Genomic DNA, 19,650 nt, shown 5'->3' with positions numbered 1-19,650 from the left:
CCCCGGGCGGCCCGCGCCGCCGCCCGGGACCCGTCAGTCCGTCAGCCCCAGCAGATGCAGCTGCTCGCGGGCCTCGGGTATGTCGAACGCGCCCACCGACTCGCACAGCCCCAGCGTGTGCCGGCCCGCGTCCCGTACGCCGGCCGCGAGGACCTCCTCGCGATAGCAGTCGCGCAGCACCTCCTCGGCCAGGTCGGCGCTCACCCCGGCCGTGTGCAGGGCCGACCGCACCGGGTCGAGGTCGGGGCGCAGACAGTCGTCGACGAAGTGCGGCATGGCGCAGGCCACCTTCACGCGCGTCGCCGGGGACAGGCTCGCCCACAGTTCCTTGAAGTAGCGGGTGAAGTAGGCGTGGTGGTGCACCTCGTCGCGGACGTGGTCGCCCACGACCTCGCGCACCACCCGGAACACCGTCTCGTCGCGGGGGATCCGCGCCAGCATCCGTGTCACCACGGTCTCGAAGGCGACGACCTGGAGGATGTGGGCCAGCGAGCCGTGGTCCGGCAGGAATTCGTGGCCCGTACGGTCCAGGCGGGCCATGCGCGGCGCGAAGTCGTACGGCAGCACCGGCACCGCCGTGGTCTTCTCCACCTGTTGCACCACGTCCAGGCTGAACAGGGCGTGATAGGCCTCGTCGCTGTAGATCTTGAACGCGTCCAGGCGGGCACCGGGCCCGAGGTCGACGTCGGTCTCGCCGTGCGCCACCATCGCCGCCCCCCGGTTGACCACCTTGGTCTCCAGATGCGAGGTGAACAGCATGTACTGGTAGAAGTGCTGGGTCAGCAGCGCCTGCCGGGTGTCCGCGCCCAGGCCGGCCAGTCCCTCGTGGTGCAGATGCGGGACCAGATGCTCGGGGAACACCTTCAGCCCGGCCTCGCGATCCTCCCGCAGCATCCGGCGCGGGCCGCCGCGCACGCCGGCGCTCTCGTACCAGTCGGCGGCGACGCGGGGCTCCGTCATGACCGTCCTGTTCGCTCGGTGAACGCCGCCGCGACCTGCTCCACCGCGGGGGACGCGAGCACCTCGATGTGCGTCCCGGGCACCCGGCACAGCTCCAGCGCCCCGCCGAGGCCCTCCCAGCTCGCGGCCAGCGCCTCCGGGTAGCCGGCCGGGTTGTCCGCGCACAGGAAGAGCTGGAGGGGCGCGGTGGTCTTCGCCGGGGCGCACTCGGCCACCAGGCCGAGCAGCCGGGCCCAGTCCTCCAGCATGCGGGCGGCCTGGTCCGCGGGTGTGTCGCGCAGCAGGTCCAGGTCGACGCCGAAGCGCCGCATGAGCAGCCGTTGTCCGGCGGTGGCCCCGAGGACACCGGTGCCGTCCCGGAGCACCGAACCGGCGAGCGCGAGCAGTTCCGCGGAGGTGGCGGACATGCGCTCGGCGTCCTCGACGGTGCGCTGGGCGAGGGAGTCCAGGAGCGCCACCAGGGCGACGTCGTGGCCGAGTCCGGTGAGCCGGTCGGCGACCGAGTGGGCCAGGACGCCGCCGAGCGACCAGCCCAGCAGGGCGATCCGGCGGCCGGGCAGGGCGTCGGCCAGGGTGGTGGCGTACCGGTCGACGAGGTCCGCGTAGGTGGGGTCGTCGGGGTGGGCGCCCGCGACCCGCTCCAGGCCGACCACCTCGGTGTGCCCGGGCAGGAGGGCGACCAGGGGCGCGTAGCACATGAGGGTGCCGCCGACCGGGTGGATCAGGGCCACCGCCACGTCCGAGGGGTCGCCCGCGGGAGTGCGCAGGCGCACCAGACCGGCGGGGCCGGCGGTGCCGTCCTCGGCGAGGGCCCGGGCCAGGGCGGCCACGGTCGGGTTGTTCATGAAGACGCCGACGCCGAGCGGACGGCCGAGCTCCTCGGCGACCCGTGCGACGAGCCGGACCGCCAGCAGCGACTGGCCGCCGTAGTCGAAGAAGTTGTCGTAGCGGCCGAGTCCCGGCACGCCGAGGAGCTCCTCGAACAGCTCCACCAGCCGCCGTTCCACGGCATCGCGCGGAGCGTCGTCCGCGGCCTCCTCCGGCGTCCCCTCGGCCGGTTCGGGCACGGCGGCCAGCGCGGCCGGGTCAGGGCGGCCGTCCGCCCCGGTGGGGATCTTCTCCCGTACGACGACCCGCTGCGGCAGCAGATGCGCCGGCACCCGGGCCTGCAGATGGGCCGACAGCTCGCGCGGCGCGGGCGGTTCGACGCCCGGGCGCGGCACGGCACAGGCGACGAGCTGCTCGCCGCTCCCGTCCTCGGTGGCGGGCAGCCGCACCACGGCGGCGGCCAGCACACCCGGATGAGCCTCCAGGGCCGCCTCGACGGGGTCGCGCCACAGCTCGAACCGGCCGTCCGCGGCGAACCGGCCGCGCTCCCCGGTCGGCACCGGCCGCCCGCCCGCCGGGTCCGCGGTGTGCACGGCGCCGTGGAAGGCGAGCGGCAGCGGCCGCCCCCGTCCGTCCAGCACCTGCCGGCCGCTCGCGGTGCTCAGCTCCCGCACCCGCGCCCGCTCCTCGGCGTCCATCAGGTCGACGTCGCCGACCGGCGCGTCCGGGTCCGCCAGCAGCCCGCCGAGCAGCCGCAGGAACACCGCGGTCAGCCGTTCGGCCGTGGCCCGGGAGAACCGCTGCGCGCTGTAGGCGAAGTCGCCCTTGAGCACCCCGTACTCGTGCAGCAGGGTCAGCGCCAGATCGAAGTGCGAGGTCGGCCACGGGAACGGCAGCGGCTCCACCGTCAGGCCCGGCAGGCTCCAGTCCTGCTCGACCTTGCGCCGGTTGAAGACCAGCGCCACCTGGAACAGCGGGTTGCGGGTGGACTCCCGGGACGGCCGGACCGCGTCCACGACCGTCTCGAAGGGCACGTGCTGGCGTTGCAGAGCCTCCAGCACGGTCCGCCGGGACGTCTTGAGCAGCGCCGCGAAGCTCTGCCCGGGGTCGACCGTGCCGCGCAGCACGACCGTGTTCTGGAAGAAGCCCACGGTCTCGGCGAACCGCTCGTCGACCCGGCCGCTCATCGGCGTACCCACGGCGATGTCCTCGGCGCCGGTCCACCGGTGCAGCAGCACCAGCAGCGCGGCGTGGAACACCATGAACTCCGAGACCCGGTGGGCGCGGCTCACCTCGGCGACGCGCGCCGAGACGGCCTCGGGCACGGTGAAGCCGACCCGGTCGCCGGTGAACAGGCCGTGGTCCTCGGGGACATGCTCCTCGGGCAGCGGCAGCACCGGCATCCCGGCCAGCCGCTCCCGCCAGAAGTCGAGGCCCTTCGGATCGGGCTCGGCCAGCAGTCCGGCGCAGAACTCGGCGTACTGGTGCTCGGGGCCCGTACCGGGGAGGGCGGCGGGGTCCTCGTAGAGCCGGTGCAGTTCGCCGGCCAGCGCGGTCGCCGCGATCTCGTCGATGATCAGGTGGTGGAAGCACAGCGACACCGCGTGCTCCTCGCCACCGAGCTCCACCACGTCCACCCGCATCAGGGGACCGCTCACCACGTCGAAGGGCCGGCCCGCGTACCGCACGACCTCCGCGGCCGCCCGGGTCAGGTCCGCGCCCGGCAGCGAGGTCCAGTTCACCTCGACCCGGGGCGCCACCTCCGCGGGGTGGATCAGCTGGAGCACCTGCCCGTCGCTCTCCCGCACCGTCAGCCGCAGCGCCTGATGCCGGGTCACCAGCACGTCCACCGCGCGCTGGAGCCGCTCGCGGTCCAGACCGCCGCGCACCCGCAGCACGATCGGCACGTTGTACACCGCACTGTCCGGGGCCAGACAGTGCAGGAAGTACACGCCTCGCTGCTGGGGTGTCAGAGGCAGCACCACGGGGGCGCCGGTCATGAGGATCTCCTTCGGAAAGTGCGGGTCCGGCCGCTGGGTCCGGCCGGGGGTCACGCGGGCGTCGGGGTCCGGCGCGTCGTCGTCACCCGGCTTCGCTCGGGTCGGCCGCCGGGGCGTGCCGTTCACGGTGGCCGCGTGACCCCCGGCCGGACCCCGGCGGCCACCGAACAGGGCCTGGCGCGGCGGTACGTCACTCCGCGGCGGCGGGCGCGGAGTGCGGCTGCGCGGTGGTGGGCCGCGGCACGGCGGGGAAGCCGCGCATCCGCAGGGCGAGGTAGCCCGAGCCGCCCAGGACCAGGACGGTCATCACGCCCAGCAGCACCCGGAAGTCGACGCTCGCCACCAGCGCGGCGCTGGTGAACACGGCCAGCACCTGGGGCGCGGTCGCGAGCATGCTCGCCGCCGAGGCGACCCGGCCCTGGAGCCGGTCGGGGGAGTTGCGCTGCACGGAGGTGTACAGGCCGACGACCGCGCCGGGAATGCCCAGGCCGATCACGAACACACCCGCCAGCGCCGCCACCACGCCGGGCAGGACGAGCAGGGCGCAGCCCAGGCCCATCGTGCCGAGCCCGAACACGGTCAGCATCGCCTCCCGGCCCGGCCCCATCCGCTTGAGCACCCGCACCCCGGCGAGGCCGCCCAGCACCGAGCCGACGCCCTTGACGACGGTGAGCACCCCGACGAACGACGCGCTGCGATGCAGACCCTCGTCGGCGACGGCGTAGATCAGCGTCTCGATGAAACCGAAGCCCAGCAGGCCGAGCCCCATGGCCACGGAGACCGCGCGCAGCTGCGGGGTGCGTGCCAAGTGCCGCACCCCGGCCAGGAGTTCCTGGGCCAGCTTGCCGTCCGGCCGCTGCGGCTCGGGCTCCTCGACCTTCACCGCCAGCACGCACAGGGCGCACGCCAGGAACGTCACGACTTCCAGCCCGGCCACGGCACGCGGCCCGACCCAGGTGTACAGCGCCGCGCCGACGGCGGGCGCGACGAGCATGCCGCCCTCCTGGAGCGTGCGCATCAGCGCGTTGGTGGGGCCCAGTTCCTCGGCCGGCACCAGGCGGGTGAGCAGCGCGCTGCCCGCCGCGTTGTGCATGCCGACGCCCAGACCGATGCCGAACAGCACCAGGTACAGCAGCCACGCCTGGTCCTTGTCGTGGACCAGGAAGGCCAGGCACACCCAGCCGGCCAGCGCGAAGTTGATCAGCGCGATCAGTGGCCGGCGCCGGTAGCGGTCCACGACCAGACCGAGGAAGGGGGCGCCGAGGCGGGGCAGCACATAGGCGGCGAAGGCCAGTCCGGCCGCACCGTTGGAATCCGTCAGGTCCTTCATCCAGATGCCGAGCGCGATCCACAGCGCGGCATCGCCGAACAGCGAGACGGATGTCCCGGCCAGCCACAGCCGTACGTTCCGCTTGTTCGGAGCGATCGCCGGCGCTCCGCTCTCGGCGGAGTCAGAGCCGGTCGCCATGTGCCTTCTCCAGTTCCGTGACGAGCTCCCCGATCGTGGGGTGGTCGAACACCGTCAGTACGTCGATCGCGACGCCGAGCCGCTGTTCCAGCAGGGCGGTGAGCCGGGTGGCGACCAGGGAGTCGCCGCCCAGGTCGAAGAAGTCGTCGTCGGGCCCGATCCCGTCGATGCCGAGCACCTCGGTCCAGACCGCGGTGACGGTGTCCGCGAGCCGGTCGCGCACCTCAGACATAGTTCTCCTTACGTCGCCAGTCGGGGGCCGGCAGGGCGTTGCGGTCGACCTTGCCGTTGGCGGTCACGGGCAGCGCGTCGACGGCCGCGAAGAGCGTCGGCACCATGTACTCGGGCAGTTCGCGCCGGAGTCGGGCGCGCAGTGCGCGGCGGTCCAGCGGGCCGGTGAGGGTGACCCAGGCGACCAGCTTGGGGTCGCCCACGAGGTTGGTGCGTACGCCCACCGCGGCCTGGCCGATGGGCGGGCACCCCGCGAGCAGGTTCTCGATCTCGCCGGGTTCCACGCGGTGGCCGAGCAGCTTGACCTGGCCGTCGATCCGGCCGAGGAACTCGTGGACGCCGTCGGATCGTCGGCGGGCCAGGTCGCCGGTGCGGTACCAGGTGCGGCCGTCGGCATCGGTGACGAACCGCTCGGCGGTGAGGTCGGGGCGGCGCCAGTAGCCGAGGCCCACGCCCGCCCCCGCGATCCACAGTTCGCCCTCGGCGCCCTCGGGCACGACCGCCCCGGAGTCGTCCCGCAGTTGGGCCTCGGTGCCCTGGACGGGGACGCCGATGGGGACCGAGCGGGGGAACTCCTCGTCCGGCGCGATCCGGTGGCACAGCGAGAAGGTGGTGGCCTCGGTCGGGCCGTAGCCATTGACGACCCGCAGGCCCGGGGCGGCCGCGCGGAGCCGTCGGACATGTTCCACGGACAGCACGTCACCGCCCGCCAGCAGCACGCGCAGCGAGCTCAACGACCCGGCGTCGAAGTCGATCTGACGGTGGAACAGCGCCGCGGTCAGCCACAGAACCGTGATGCCCCGCTCCCGCAGCAGCCCGCCCAGCCCTTCCGCGCCGAGCGGCCCGGCCGGCGCCACCTCCAGCCGGGCGCCGTTCAGCAGCGCGCCCCAGATCTCGAAGGTCGCCGCGTCGAAGGCGACCGGGGCGAGCTGCAGGAGCCGGTCATGGCCGTCCAGGGTGACGTAGTTCGGCTCGTGAACAAGGTTCAGCACGGCCCGGTGCGGCACGAGCACGCCCTTCGGGCGGCCGGTGGAGCCGGAGGTGTACATGACGCAGGCGACGTCTTCGGGCCCGCTCCGCGGGGCGCCCTCGGAGGGCTGTCCGTCGAGCGGCACGGGCCCGCGGGGAGGCGAGGGTGTCTCGGCATGGGTCGTGCCGGGAGGGGTGGGTGCGTCGGCGTCGGTCGTGCCCTGGGAGGGCTGTCCGGCGAGCGGCACGGGCCTGCGGGGAGGCGAGGGCGTCTCGGCATGGGTGGGTGCGTCGGCGTCGGTCGTGCCCTGGGAGGGCTGTCCGGCGGGCCGCGCGGGCCCGCGGGGAGGCGAGGGTGTCTCGGTATCGGTCGTGCCGGGAGGGGTGGGTGCCTCGGCGTCGGTCCTGCCCGCGCCGGGCCGTCCGGCGGGCGATATGGGCCTGTCGGCGGGCGTCGGCAACGCGGCACCGGTCGTGGCACCCGCCGTTGTCCCGCCGGACCGGCCGACCAGCAGCACCGGCACCTCATGCGCCGCCAGCACGCCGGCCCCCACCTCGTCGCACAGCGCCAGCCGGACCTCCGCGTCCGCGACGATGCCCGCCAGCCGGGCCGGCGCCTCCCCGAGATCCACCGGGAGATACGCCGCCGACGCCTTGAGGATCGCGAGCAGGCCGACGACCAGCGATACCGACCGCTCCAGGCACACCAGCACCCGGTCACCGGGCACCACCCCGCGCGCGACGAGCGCGTCCGCCCACGCGTCCGAGCGACGGTCCAGCTCACCGTAGGTCAGCTCCTCACCCACCCCGGCGACGGCAACCGCCCCCGGCGCCCGGGCGACCTGACGGCGGAATGCCTCGGGGATGCTGAGGTACGGAGTGGTCATGTCCGCCCCACCTGCCGGGCGTGGTCGCGGAAGGGCCGTGGCCGGTTCTCGTCCGTGGCGGCGACGGGGGTCGCTCCCGGCGTCCCGGTCGGCCGATGGCGGAAGGCAGTGGGGGCGCTGTCGTGAGGGGTGGTCATCTGTTCCCCACCTGCTCGGTGTGGTCGTGGAAGGGCCGCGGCCGATCCCCGTCCGCGGCGGCGACGGTGACTGCTCCCGGCGTCCCGGTCGGCCGGTGGCGGAAGGTTTCGGGGGCGCTGCGGGCGTACGGGGTGGTCACGGGCGGGCCGCCTGTCCGGCGTGGTCGCGGAAGAGTCGCAGTCGGGGCTCGCCGATGCGCTCCCGCAGTCCCGGGTCCTGGACGCCCTGGCCCTCCGCGGTCGCCAGGTTCAGCAGGCCCACCTTGCCCTCGTGGGCGTTGAGCTGTACCGAGCGGGTGGCCTCCGCGGCCTGGGCCAGCGGGAAGACCCGGGAGAGGGCGGGCATGACCATGCCGAGGCGCAGCAGCCGGTTCGCCTCCCACGCCTCGTCGATGTTGGCGCCGTGGCTGCCGATGACCCGCTTGAGTTTCATCCACAGATAGCGGTTGTCGTAGACGTGCCGGTATCCGCTGCTGGACCCGCAGGTCACCACCACACCGCCGCGCCGCACCACGTTCACCGAGGTCTCGAAGGTGGACCTGCCGACGTGCTCGAAGGCGACATGCGGGTCCTCGCCGAGCTCCTTGCGGATGACCGAGCCCAGCGCCCGCCACGCGGAGGCGTCGTCCTCGTCGTCGCCGAGCCCCACCTCGTTGCGGTCGACGACGACATGGCAGCCCAGCCGGTCCACCAGATCGGCCTTGTCCCGCGAGCCGACGACCCCGACGGCGATCCCGCCGGCCTGCCGCACCAGCTGCACGGCGTAGCTGCCGAGCCCGCCCGCCGCGCCCCAGACCAGCACGATGTCCCCGGCCCTGATCCGGGCGCCGTGGTCACCGATCAGCATGCGGTAGGAGGTGCCGAGGCACAGCGTGTTGCAGGCGGCCTCCTCCCACGACAGATGTGGCGGCATCGGCACGAGCTGCGAGGCGCGGGCCACGGCGAAGTCGCCGAACGCGCCGAAGTTGGTCTCGAACCCCCAGGCGAGCATGCCCGTGGTCAGCATCCCGTCCCGCTGGGCGACGGGATCCTGCTCGTCGATGTACGGCGGGTTCACCACCACCCGGTCACCGGGGGTCCAGTGCCGTACGGCACTGCCCACCCGGACCACCAAACCGGCCGCGTCGGACCCGACGACCTGGTAGTCGCGGTCGTGCCGCGCCTCCCAGTGGCCCTCGCGGGCGAACCGGGCCAGGAACCCGAAGGTCGACATCGGCTCGTACAGCGCGGACCAGACGGTGTTGTAGTTGACGGCGGACGCCATCACCGCGACCAGCACCTCGTCCGGCGCCAGCTCCGGCATGGGCACCTCGCCGAGGTGCAGGGTGCGTCGTACGTCCTTGTCGCGGCTGTCGATCCCCTTGAACAGGTCCTCGTCCTCGCGGCGCAGGAAGACCGCGCGATAGGACTCCGGCACGGGGCAGGCCAGTAGTTCGTCCGGGTCCGCGCCGTGCCGGACCGCCTCGATCAGTTGAGACATCAGTGCGACTCCGCTGGGGTGGGGGAGTGTCAGGAAAGGGACGGTGCCGAGGGGTCGTCGGCCGGTCGCATGGCGGTACAGAGCTGCCCGATGGTGGCCCGCCGCCGGACCGCCTCGATCAGGGCCGGCAGGACGTTGCGGCCGGCCCGGGCGTCGTCCCGCAGCCGGGTCAACTCCGGTTCGCAGTCCGGGCGTTCGATGTCACGCCGGCCACCGGTCGTGGTGTGGGCCTCGGTCCGGAGCAGTTGGCGCTCGGACTCCGAGGGCGAGGTCTCCAGCACTCCCACGGTGGGCCCGGGGTCGCGGTAGGCGAGCTCCTCGATCTGGCCCTCCAGCCAGCCGCTGCGGATACAGGCGGCCACACCGCCGCGCGCCTCGATGCGCTCCAGCCAGTCGTCGACCTCCTTGCCCAGCTCGTCGACGAGGCCCTCGATGACGTGGGAGCCGCCGAGCGGGTCGGCGTAGCGGGCCAGGTCCGTCTCGTGGGCGATGATCTGCTGGGTGCGCAGGGCGATCCGGGCGCCGAGCGGGCCGGGTGTCTGCACGGCCTCGTCGAAGCTGCACACATGCAGCGACTGGGTGCCGCCGAGGACGGCGGCGACCGCCTGCAGGGTGGCCCGGACGATGTTGTTGAGGGGTTCCTGGTAGGCGAGGGCCGAGCCGAAGGTGTTGACCTGTGCGCGCAGCCGCATCGCCCGGGGCGAGGTCACGCCCCAGCGGTCCCGCATCCGCTCCGCGTACCGGCGGCGGGCGACCCGCAGCTTGGCGGCCTCCTTCAGCACCTCCATGTCGGTGCCGAAGATGAAGCTGAACCGGGACGCGACGTGCTCCGCACAGTGCCCGCGCTCGACCATCCCGGCGAGATAGGCGTCCACGCTCGCCAGCGCACAGGCGACCTCCAGCGCGGCGTCCGCCCCGGCCTCCCGGGCATGCCCGCCGGAGACCGAGATGGGGTTGACGCCGGGCAGGTGCTCCATGCAGTACTCGACGACGTCGAGGGCGTAGCGCACGCTGGTGTCGAGGTCGTACACGTACGCCTTGCGGGCGAGGAACTCCTTGAGCATCTCGTTCTGGAGGGTGCCGCGCAGGGCGGCGGGGTCCACGTCCGACTCCTCGGCGGCCACGATCCACATCGCGAGCAGCATCGGGGCGGTGGCGTTGATGGTGAACGAGACCGAGACCCGGTCGAGCGGGATCTCCTTGAACACGGTCTTCAGGTCGTCCACCGTGGCGACGGAGACCCCGGTGCGTCCCACCTCGCCGTCGGCGGCGGGGGCGTCGGGGTCCAGGCCGAGCTGGGTCGGCAGGTCGAAGGCGAGCGACAGGCCCGTCTCACCCATCTCCAGCAGGTATCGGAAACGGCTGTTGGTGCTCTCGGCGCTGTAGAGGCCCGCGAGCTGCCGCATGGTCCACAGCCGGGTCGTGTACCCGCCCGGGTGCAGTCCGGCGTCGTAGGGGAACTCGCCCGGTATGCCCATGAATCATTCCTGGGGTGCGTCCTGGATCGCGTCCAGGACCGATATGGCGAATTCGCGCAATTCCGGGTATTCGAAGATGTTGAGCAAGGGGATGTCCGCGCCGAAGCGGGTGCGCAGTGCCGCCACTATCCGGGTGGCGACCAGGGAGTCGACGCCCAGTTCCAGAAGATTGTCGTCGAGATGCACTTCGGGGACATTCAGGGCCTCTGCCGTCACGGCGAGTACGGCGGCCTCGACATCGGCATGGGTGACCGAAGCAATGGACATTCCGTCATCCGTTTCTGCCCGTGATGCCGTGCGTGGGCACGGAAGAACGGGGGTCAATTACCTGGTGGGGGTGCTGGTTTCCTGATCAACCTAGAAGTCCGCGCGCCGCGGCAGCAACAGGTTCCGGGCGCCAAAGTCGGCAGCAACCTGCCACCCGGGGCCCTGGCGCGGACCCGGGTGCGGCTGTCAGGGCGCGGACACCAGCCCGTACTCCGCGGCCCTGATCCCCGCCTCGAAACGGGTGCTGACGTCAAGGGACTTGAGGATGGCGGCCACATGGCGGCGGTAGGTGCGCACGGACACGTTCATCTGCCGGGCCGCCGTGTCGTCCTTCATGCCGGAGCCGAGCATCTGCAACACCTGGCGCTGGATCTCGTCCAGTTGCAGCTCACGGACGTCGCGCGCCGAGGTCAGGCCCTCGGCGTGGCCCCACAGCACCTGCTGGAACTGGAGCAGGGCGGCGGTGGCCTCCCGGCGGGCGAGCAGGATCTGCAGCCGGCCGTCCGGCGCCACGGTGCGCACCAGGCCGAGCTCGGTACCCAGCAGGGCCAGGTCGGGCAACGGGGCGTCGGTGACGCGCAGTTGCACCTGGCGCGCCCTGGCGCCGCCCGGCAGCGCGCGGGAGCGCGGATCGGTCATGACGCCGCGGTCCGCCAGCAGTCGCAGGCTGTGTCCGCGGGTGAGGATCTCGGTGCGGATCAGGCGCGAGAAATCGGAGAGCGGGTGATGCATCGTCTCGACGGCGAAGCGTCCGGTCAGCTGCGTGAAGCCCCGAGTGTGCGGTGCTTCGGCGAACGCGCTGCGAAGAACTCCGCAGACGGCGTCGGCGTGTACCGGGTGCACCAGTTCGAAATCATCGGGACCCGAATAGGTTTCGATGGCGCGCGTGTGCTGCTGGACATCGGCTATGTGTATGGACATGGCCCCCCCGGGTCTCAAATTCCATCCTTGATCGAAAGGCTGGTCATCTGACTCACGCACCGCGGCGGGGGTGTTGCCCCCGCTTTGAAGTGATCTTGAGGGTACGTCAAGCGGCGTTATTCAGTCGATAGTTCGAATGCCGCAAATCGGATTCCGGCATTAAATGACCGCTACTTGTCACGCCTATGGGGATGCCTTTGAAGTCTGCGGGTCGGCGGTGGAGTGTGCGCCGAACCTCAACTACCCTTCGTGTCGACCCGATTACCTTGCGCAAGACGAAGGCGGCAGCAGCAATGGCCCGACACGCGTCCCCCTCCACCCCCACCGCCCAGCGCGCGCTGGCCGCCCTCGCGACCGCGGGCGTGGCCCTGGGCGCAGGCGCGGCGACGGCCTCCGCGGACACCGACCCGGTCCTCGACGTGATGCGCACCCGCCCCACCTCGCTGGGCAACATCGACCCGCAGGCCGGCCTCCAGGGCCTGGCCGGCACGGTCGGCTACGTCACCGGCCCGATCAGCGGCCTCAAGCCCAACCCCCTCGCCGGCACCGGCGTCGACCCCCTCGACAACGGCCTCGGCACCCAGCTCGCCGACTTCCAGCCCCTGGCCACCCAGGCGCTGACCGGCCCGGTGGCGCAGGCCCAGTCCATCGGCAGCATCCCGGTGGTCGGCCAGGCCGCGGGGCTCCTCAACAACCGCTGACGGTACGCAGAGAGCCGCGTCTTCCCAGGACGGTGGGAAGGCGCGGCTCTCCGGTCTGTGGTGGCCGTCAGTAGGACGAGCCGGACGCGCCCAGTGAACCCGTCGGGTGCCAGACGGTCTTCGTCTCCAGGAACGCCGTCATACGGTCGATCCCCGGAGTCGCCGAATAATCCACAGCCTGTGGACGAAGAACCCGCTTCAGGTTGTCCGCGGCCGCGATCTCCAGCTCCTTGGCGAGTACGTCATCGGCGCCCGCCAGATCGATCGCGTTGACGTCCTGGTGCGCGGCCAGTGGCGCCGCGATCTCCGCCGTACGGCCGGACAGGATGTTGACGACACCGCCGGGCAGGTCGGAGGTGGCCAGCACCTCGCCCAGGGACAGGGCGGGCAGCGGGGCCTCCTCGGACGCGATCACGATCGCCGTGTTCCCGGTCGCGATCACCGGGGCGACGACCGAGACCAGGCCCAGGAAGGACGACTCCTGCGGGGCCAGGACCGTGACCACGCCGGTCGGCTCCGGGGTGGAGAGGTTGAAGAACGGACCCGCCACCGGGTTGCCGCCACCGACCACCTGGGCGATCTTGTCGGTCCAGCCCGCGTACCAGACCCAGCGGTCGATGGTGGCGTCCACCTGAGCCGCGGCCTTCGACTTCGACAGCCCCTCCACATCGGCCACTTCGCGCACGAACTGCTCGCGGCGGCCCTCCAGCATCTCCGCGACGCGGTACAGGATCTGACCCCGGTTGTAGGCCGTCGCGCCCGACCATCCGCCGAACGCCTTGCGCGCGGCGACCACCGCGTCACGGGCGTCCTTACGGGACGAAAGCGGCACGTTCGCCAGCCAGTTGCCCTTCGCGTCGCTCACCTCGTACACCCGGCCGCTCTCGGAACGCGGGAACTTCCCGCCGACGTACAGCTTGTAGGTCTTGAAGACCGACAGCCGATCAAAACGGTCCGTCTTCTCGTTCTTCTCAGACATCGAGGTACGCCTCCAGGCCGTGGCGACCGCCCTCGCGGCCGAAGCCCGACTCCTTGTAACCGCCGAACGGCGAGGTCGGGTCGAACTTGTTGAACGTGTTGGACCAGATCACGCCCGCGCGCAGCTTGCCCGCGACGGCGAGGATCCGCGAACCCTTCTCCGTCCAGATGCCCGCCGACAGGCCGTACTGGCTGTTGTTGGCCTTGGCGACGGCCTCGTCCGGCGTACGGAAGCTCAGGACCGAAAGGACCGGGCCGAAGATCTCGTCGCGGGCGATGGTGTGCGCCTGGGTGACGTTCGTGAAGAGCGTCGGGGCGAACCAGTAGCCGGAGGACGGGAGTTCACAGGCCGGGGACCAGCGCTCGGCGCCCTCCGCCTCGCCCGCCTCGACGAGCGAGGTGATCCGGGAGAGCTGCTCCTCGGAGTTGATCGCGCCGATGTCGGTGTTCTTGTCCAGCGGGTCGCCGAGTCGGAGGGTGGAGAGCCTGCGCTTGAGCGAATCCAGCAGCTCGTCCTGGATCGACTCCTGGACCAGCAGCCGGGAGCCCGCGCAGCAGACCTGGCCCTGGTTGAAGAAGATGCCGGTGACGATGCCCTCGACGGCCTGGTCGATCGGGGCGTCGTCGAAGACGATGTTGGCGCCCTTGCCGCCCAGTTCGAGGGTGACCTTCTTGTCCGTGCCCGCGACCTGGCGCGCGATCGCCTTGCCGACCGCGGTCGAACCGGTGAAGGCCACCTTGTTCACATCGGGGTGCGCGACGAGGGCCGCGCCCGCGTCGCCGTAGCCGGGAAGGATGTTGACGACACCCTTGGGCAGACCGGCCTGGCGGCAGATGTCCGCGAAGAACAGGGCCGAGAGGGGGGTCGTCTCGGCGGGCTTCAGGACCACCGTGTTGCCGGTCGCGAGCGCCGGGGCGATCTTCCACGCCAGCATCAGCAGCGGGAAGTTCCACGGGATGACCTGACCGGCGACACCCAGCGGACGCGGGTTCGATCCGAAGCCCGCGTGGTCGAGCTTGTCCGCCCAGCCCGCGTAGTAGAAGAAGTGCGCGGCGACCAGGGGGAGGTCGGCGTCGCGGGTCTCCTTGATGGGCTTTCCGTTGTCCAGGGTCTCCAGGACCGCCAGTTCGCGGCTGCGCTCCTGGATGATCCGGGCGATACGGAACAGGTACTTGGCGCGCTCGGAGCCGGGCAGTGCCGACCACTTCTCGAAGGCCTTGCGGGCGGCCCGCACCGCGCGGTCGACGTCCGCCTCGCCCGCCTGGGCGATCTCGGAGAGGACCTCCTCGGTGGCGGGGGAGACGGTCTTGAAGACCTTGCCGTCCGCCGCCTCCACGAACTCGCCGTCGATGAAGAGCCCGTAGGAGGGCGCGATGTCGACGACCGAGCGGGACTCGGGTGCCGGTGCGTACTCGAATGCAGTTGCCATGTGGATCAGTCCACCGTCACGTAGTCGGGGCCGGAGTAACGGCCGGTGGCCAGCTTCTGACGCTGCATCAGCAGGTCGTTCAGGAGCGAGGAGGCGCCGAAGCGGAACCAGTGGTTGTCCAGCCAGTCCTCGCCCGCGGTCTCGTTGACCAGGACCAGGAACTTGATGGCGTCCTTGGTGGTGCGGATGCCACCGGCCGGCTTCACACCGATCTGGACGCCGGTCTGGGCCCGGAAGTCGCGCACGGCCTCCAGCATGAGCAGGGTGTTCGCGGGGGTCGCGTTCACCGCCACCTTGCCGGTCGACGTCTTGATGAAGTCGGCGCCGGCCAGCATGCCGAGCCAGCTCGCGCGCCGGATGTTGTCGTACGTCGAGAGCTCGCCGGTCTCGAAGATGACCTTCAGACGGGCGCTGGTCCCGCAGGCCTCCTTCACGGCGGTGATCTCGTCGTACACCTTCAGATAGTGGCCCGCGAGGAACGCCCCGCGGTCGATGACCATGTCGATCTCGTCCGCGCCCGCGGCCACGGCGTCGCGCACGTCGGCGAGCTTCACCGCGAGCGCGGCGCGGCCCGCCGGGAAGGCGGTGGCGACCGAGGCGACCTTCACGGAGGAGCCGGCGACGGCCTCCTTCGCGGCGGTCACCATGTCGGGATAGACACAGACGGCCGCGGTCGCGGGGGTCGTACGGTCGGTCGGGTCGGGACGGACCGCCTTGGCGCCGAGCGCCCGGACCTTGCCCGGGGTGTCCGCGCCTTCCAGCGTCGTCAGGTCGACCATCGAGATGGCGAGGTCGATGGCGAACGCCTTGGCGGTCGTCTTGATGGAACGGGTGCCGAGAGAGGCGGCGCGCGCCTCCAGGCCGACCGCGTCGACGCCGGGCAGCCCGTGGAGGAAGCGACGCAGCGTGCTGTCGGACGCGGTGACATCCGTAAGCGGGTGTGCGGGAGATGCAGTGGTGGGCATGGTCACCAGCCGAGCATATCTACGCGCGTAGCGGCTGTACACCCCGGAAGAAACGGTTCCTGCGAACGAGCGGCATCCGGTCCCACCTGAAGGGGCGCGGGGAACCGCGCGACCAGCCACGGACCACCCGCACCCGCGAACGCACAAGGTCCCCCAGGGCGAGGACGCGGACCACTGAGGCACAATCGCCGCATGACGACCAAGGACCGCATCTACCGCTCACCCGCAGGCATCGCCGGAGGCGCCCTGCTGCTCGCCATCGTCCTCTGGCTCGGCATCGACGCCCTGGTCCAGGGCGAGGACCGCACCCCCTGGCTGGCGCTCGCCTCGATGATCCTCGCGGTCCCGCTGATCGTCGCCTTCACCGTCCGCCCCGCCGTCTACGCCAACGAGGACCGCCTGCGCATCCGCAACCCGTTCCGGGTGATCGTGCTGCCCTGGGGGCAGGCCGCAGCGCTGCGGTCCGGTTACTCCAATGAGGTCGTCGTCGAGTCCGGCGACAAGTTCCAGCTGTGGGCCGTCCCGGTGTCGCTGCGCGCCCGCAAGAGGGCGGCGCGCAAGGACGCGCGCGCCGAGCGCGGCGGCGGCGCCGGGCTGCGGCTCGGCTTCGGCGGCGGTGGGGCCGCGCCCGCCCCCGACGCCGGGCCGGCCCGGGCCGAGACCGACAAGATCATGGACGAACTGCGCGAGTTCATGGAGACGCGGGGGACGGCGGAGAGCGCGCAGGGTGAGGTGACCGTGCGCTGGGCGTACGAGATCTTCGCGCCGGTGGCCGCCGGGGCAGTACTGCTGGTGATCCTGATCGCAACGGGCTGAGGCGCCTGTCCTCCCACAGGTCCCGGGGTGATGATGTGGCCTCACCTCGGCGTGCCGCCCCGAACAAGGACCCGAGGACCGCAACCACACCTGTGGTCCGAGTGTCTGGAAGACGATGAGCACGAACCTCCAGCGGCCCCTGCCGCTGCCCGCCTCCGCGATACCCGACGGCTGCCTCCCCTGGGACGGGGAACAGACACGGCGGTGGACACAGGCCCTGCCCGCCCGGTGGGTGCCGGTGCGGCTCGACACGGGCGTGCTCGTCGGGGTGGCGCTGGCCGGTCTGCTCGGCTCCGGCGCCCTGGCGCCGGCCACCGACCTGAGCCCGTGGGCCGCGGCCGTCGTCGCGCTCCACGCGATCTGGCTCGCGGTACGGCCCGAGGTCGTACGGGTCTCGGTGCCGGTTCTGTTCTTCCTGGTCCCCGCCCAGCAGCCACTGCCGTGGCCGGTGACCCTGCCCGTGCTCGCGTTCCTGCTGCTGGCCTGGGCGCTCGCCATGCTCCGGCTCGTCGCGCGCGGACGACAGCGGGCGGCGGCCCTGGCGGCGGCCGGCGGGGCGACGGCCGTTCCGCCGGACGAGGGCAAGACGTTCCGGCGGGGCAAGCTCCTCGCCTGGTTCGGGCTGTCCGTGACGGCGGCCGGTGCCGCGTGGCTCACGGCGTTCGGGCTCGGAGACGGCCACGTGCATGCGGCGACCGGCCTCTACGTGATCGGGCTCGGCCTCACCGCCGTCCTCTCCGGCCTCCTCGGCCGCCGCCGCGCCGCCGTCCTGCGCGGCGCACCCGCCCCCGTCCTGCGCGTGCTCGTACGGGAGAACGCCGACGTGGACACCGAGGTCTACGCGGCCGACGACCTGGGCGCGCTGCGCCCCCTGTTCACCGTCTCGGTGTCGGAGCCGGACGACGAGGACGAGCCCTTCTTCGAGGAAGCGGACGACGACGGCTTCGACGAGGAGGCGGCCGAGGCGGAGATGCGGGAGGCCCTCGACCGGATCGACGACGAGGAGCCCGGCCCCCTGCGCGAGGCCGTCCTGTACGGCACGCCGTACGACGGCGCCGAGCTCCTCCTCGTCAGCGCCGACGAGGAGCCCGGTGAGCCGCCGCTGATCGAGCGGTCGCAAGGGCCCGTACGGCCGTTGTCGGACCGGTTCGGACGCGGCCGCGTCGTGGGCGAGAAGCGGGCGGGAACCCGTAAGGCGGCGTACCGGGAACTGGGCCGGCAGGCCGCAGAGGCGGCCGTCGCCCAGCCCGGCCCGGGAACCGTGCGACGGTGGCGCGCGGGGTGGACGGACCGGATCATCGCCGTGGTGGTGATCCTGTGGTTCGTCCCGATCGCCCTGGACGAGTCCGGCTGGTTCTGGCGCTACGTCCTCGTCGGCAGCGTGGCCCTGGGCGGCGCCCTGCTGCTGTCCGAGCGGCTCGGCTGGACCGTCACCGCCGACCGCGAGGGCCTCTGGTTCAACGGGCTCCGCCGCGTCCGCCACATCGCCTGGGACGACATCCGCGTCGTCCGCTGCAAGGGCGCCGAGCTGAAGATCGACAGCCGCGGTGCCGGCTTCCCCACCTGGACGATGCAGGGCGTCCGCTGGCCGAAGCTGGAGCTGCGGCGGGGCTGGATCCACCCCTACGAACGCACCGCCGCCGAGATCACCGCGATGTGGGAGGACCCCGCGCTGCGGCCGACCGTCTCGGCGACCGAACGGGAGCGGGGCCGCCCGCTGTGGCCGCTCGCCCTCGTCCAGGCGGCGCTCTTCACGGCGGCCCTGGTGCTGCTGCCGTAACGGGCGGGCCGCTCCGGCCGCCGCCGCGGGGTGTCACGGCGCCCCCGGCCACACCAGGGCCATGTACGCGCCCCAGTACACCGAGCCCGCCACCGCCGCGGTCAGCACGAGGACGCGGTGGCGACGGGCGGCGTGGGAGAGCCGCAGGGCCAGCGGCAGCAGGAGCGGGAAGGCCGGCAGGAGGTAGCGGGCGCGCGGGAAGTAGACGCCGCCGCTGGTCAGGACGATGAGCAGCGTCACGCCCGTGAAGACCAGCAGGGACAGCGGCTGGCGGTCGCGCGCCGACAGCGCGAACAGCGCCACCGAGGCGATCAGCACCAGCGTCACCAGCACCAGGAACAGATGCGGCGTCGAGTCCCGCACCAGCAGTTGGCGGATCTCCCGCAGGGTCCGCCGGCCCCCGTCCATCTCGTTGCTCCACACCCGCTGTTCGGCGAAATAGCCGTCCCAGCGGCCCACCCGCAGCCCCACCCAGGCGAGGTACCCGCACCAGCCGAGCGGGGCCAGGAGAGCGGCCGTGAGCGCGCGCACGGAGAAGCCGCGGCGCAGGGACAGCAGGGCCGTCACGGTGACCGCGGCCGCCAGCGCGACACCGGTCGGCCGGGTCAGACCCGCGAGCACGGCCAGCGTGCCCGCCCACAGCCAGCGGCGGGAGAGCACCGCGTACAGCGACCAGGCCGCGCACGCGGTGAACAGGGACTCGGTGTAGCCCATCCACTGCACCAGGCCGACCGGGAACGCGGCCCACAGCACGGTGGCCAGGAACCCGACCCGGCAGCCGTACAGCCGGTCGCCCACCGCGAACACCCCCCAGGCCGCGACGAAGGACGCGGCGACGGCGAGGCACAGACCGGTGGTGGCACGGGTGCCCGGGGTGACGGCCGCGACCGCCTTGAGCAGGACCGGGTAGAGCGGGAAGAACGCCAGGTTGCTTCCCTCGGTGCCGACCTCCCGGGCGTAGCCGTGGTCGGCGATGCCGAGGTACCACTTCGCGTCCCACTGCCGCGCCAGGATCGGCCACAGACCGTGGTCCTGGTGATGGGCCCACAGCGCGAGGAACAGCAGGCCCGCGAGCCGTACGGCGACGAAGGCGCCGAGGGCCGGGGCCGCGCGGCGCAGGGCGTGCACGGCGGGGCGCGGGCGGGGCGTGGTCTCGGGTCGCCGGCTGCCCGGGACGCTGCCGCCCGGGGCGGTTTCGGGGGCGGTCGAGGACACGGGGGCGGCTCCGGGGCTCGGCGGACGGGATACCCGTCAACCGTTTCCCGGGGTGGGCGCCGAGGCGTGGAGCGCGCGACAACCGGCGCGGTGAAATCACCCGTTGGGATGCCCCCGTCGGTGAGGGCAGCCCAACGGG

17 protein-coding genes are annotated in these 19,650 nt (G+C 72.4%); 3 read left to right on the top strand and 14 right to left on the bottom strand.

Annotated features, from left to right (window positions below; all coding sequences use genetic code 11):
* Positions 1 to 33 precede the first annotated feature (33 nt).
* From TN53_RS26535 to TN53_RS44225, 10 genes are all read right to left on the bottom strand, one after another.
* Positions 34 to 960 carry a diiron oxygenase gene (locus TN53_RS26535; protein ID WP_046261182.1) on the bottom strand — a complete coding sequence of 309 codons (927 nt, stop codon included), beginning with the start codon at positions 958 to 960 and terminating at the stop codon, positions 34 to 36.
* Entirely contained in the window at positions 957 to 3,788 is a 2,832-nt protein-coding gene (locus TN53_RS26530) for a condensation domain-containing protein (RefSeq protein WP_159038200.1), read from the bottom strand. The genes TN53_RS26535 and TN53_RS26530 overlap by 4 nt, the downstream gene beginning before the upstream one ends.
* Positions 3,789 to 3,978: 190 nt before the next feature.
* Positions 3,979 to 5,256 carry an MFS transporter gene (locus TN53_RS26525; RefSeq protein ID WP_046261180.1) on the bottom strand — a complete coding sequence of 426 codons (1,278 nt, stop codon included), beginning with the start codon at positions 5,254 to 5,256 and terminating at the stop codon, positions 3,979 to 3,981.
* The gene (locus TN53_RS26520) at positions 5,240 to 5,488 is read right to left on the bottom strand and encodes an acyl carrier protein (protein WP_095046740.1); all 249 of its coding nucleotides are present in this window, start codon (positions 5,486 to 5,488) and stop codon (positions 5,240 to 5,242) included. Before TN53_RS26520 ends, TN53_RS26525 begins: the two co-directional genes overlap by 17 nt.
* A complete protein-coding gene (locus TN53_RS26515) occupies positions 5,481 to 7,343 on the bottom strand; it encodes an AMP-binding protein (protein ID WP_046261178.1) in 1,863 nt (620 codons plus the stop codon). The genes TN53_RS26520 and TN53_RS26515 overlap by 8 nt, the downstream gene beginning before the upstream one ends.
* The gene (locus TN53_RS47435; RefSeq protein ID WP_159038199.1) at positions 7,340 to 7,480 is read right to left on the bottom strand and encodes a hypothetical protein; all 141 of its coding nucleotides are present in this window, start codon (positions 7,478 to 7,480) and stop codon (positions 7,340 to 7,342) included. The genes TN53_RS26515 and TN53_RS47435 overlap by 4 nt, the downstream gene beginning before the upstream one ends.
* Before the next feature lie 136 nt (positions 7,481 to 7,616).
* Positions 7,617 to 8,960 (bottom strand): crotonyl-CoA carboxylase/reductase, encoded by a 1,344-nt coding sequence (gene ccrA / locus TN53_RS26510; RefSeq protein ID WP_046261177.1) that lies wholly within the window; start codon positions 8,958 to 8,960, stop codon positions 7,617 to 7,619.
* A 29-nt stretch (positions 8,961 to 8,989) separates the two neighbouring features.
* Positions 8,990 to 10,438 (bottom strand): methylmalonyl-CoA mutase family protein, encoded by a 1,449-nt coding sequence (locus tag TN53_RS26505; protein ID WP_046261176.1) that lies wholly within the window; start codon positions 10,436 to 10,438, stop codon positions 8,990 to 8,992.
* Between the two features lie 3 nt (positions 10,439 to 10,441).
* Positions 10,442 to 10,705: a phosphopantetheine-binding protein gene (locus TN53_RS26500; RefSeq protein WP_046261175.1), complete on the bottom strand. Its 264-nt coding sequence runs from the start codon at positions 10,703 to 10,705 to the stop codon at positions 10,442 to 10,444.
* 186 nt (positions 10,706 to 10,891) lie between these two features.
* Positions 10,892 to 11,626: a helix-turn-helix transcriptional regulator gene (locus TN53_RS44225; protein ID WP_052745317.1), complete on the bottom strand. Its 735-nt coding sequence runs from the start codon at positions 11,624 to 11,626 to the stop codon at positions 10,892 to 10,894.
* Positions 11,627 to 11,919: 293 nt separating this feature from the next.
* On the opposite strand from TN53_RS44225, the gene TN53_RS26490 reads away from it, so the two are divergent.
* A complete protein-coding gene (locus TN53_RS26490; protein ID WP_046261174.1) occupies positions 11,920 to 12,327 on the top strand; it encodes a hypothetical protein in 408 nt (135 codons plus the stop codon).
* A 67-nt stretch (positions 12,328 to 12,394) separates the two neighbouring features.
* Here the strand turns inward: TN53_RS26490 and TN53_RS26485 are convergent, their stop codons facing one another.
* Genes TN53_RS26485 through deoC form a run of 3 tightly spaced genes read right to left on the bottom strand, consistent with a single transcriptional unit; the run spans position 12,395 to position 15,700 of the window.
* Positions 12,395 to 13,306, bottom strand: a complete 912-nt coding sequence (locus tag TN53_RS26485) for an aldehyde dehydrogenase family protein (protein ID WP_046261173.1) — start codon at positions 13,304 to 13,306, stop codon at positions 12,395 to 12,397.
* Positions 13,299 to 14,735, bottom strand: a complete 1,437-nt coding sequence (locus tag TN53_RS26480) for an aldehyde dehydrogenase family protein (RefSeq protein ID WP_046261172.1) — start codon at positions 14,733 to 14,735, stop codon at positions 13,299 to 13,301. Before TN53_RS26480 ends, TN53_RS26485 begins: the two co-directional genes overlap by 8 nt.
* A gap of 5 nt (positions 14,736 to 14,740) precedes the next feature.
* Positions 14,741 to 15,700, bottom strand: a complete 960-nt coding sequence (deoC, locus tag TN53_RS26475) for a deoxyribose-phosphate aldolase (protein WP_046261212.1) — start codon at positions 15,698 to 15,700, stop codon at positions 14,741 to 14,743.
* 192 nt (positions 15,701 to 15,892) lie between these two features.
* Between deoC and TN53_RS26470 the strand changes: the two genes are divergently transcribed.
* Positions 15,893 to 16,516 carry a PH domain-containing protein gene (locus TN53_RS26470; protein ID WP_046261171.1) on the top strand — a complete coding sequence of 208 codons (624 nt, stop codon included), beginning with the start codon at positions 15,893 to 15,895 and terminating at the stop codon, positions 16,514 to 16,516.
* Between the two features lie 115 nt (positions 16,517 to 16,631).
* Entirely contained in the window at positions 16,632 to 18,296 is a 1,665-nt protein-coding gene (locus tag TN53_RS26465; protein ID WP_046261170.1) for a hypothetical protein, read from the top strand.
* Between the two features lie 33 nt (positions 18,297 to 18,329).
* On the opposite strand, the gene TN53_RS26460 is transcribed toward TN53_RS26465, so the two are convergent.
* Positions 18,330 to 19,511 (bottom strand): glycosyltransferase family 39 protein, encoded by a 1,182-nt coding sequence (locus tag TN53_RS26460; protein ID WP_046261169.1) that lies wholly within the window; start codon positions 19,509 to 19,511, stop codon positions 18,330 to 18,332.
* Positions 19,512 to 19,650: the final 139 nt, after the last annotated feature.

Source organism: Streptomyces sp. WM6386, assembly GCF_000972385.1.
In the GTDB taxonomy this organism is placed as follows: domain Bacteria; phylum Actinomycetota; class Actinomycetes; order Streptomycetales; family Streptomycetaceae; genus Streptomyces.
The sequence above is the reverse complement of the archived record's forward strand: the minus strand, read 5'-3'. Positions and strand labels throughout refer to the sequence as shown.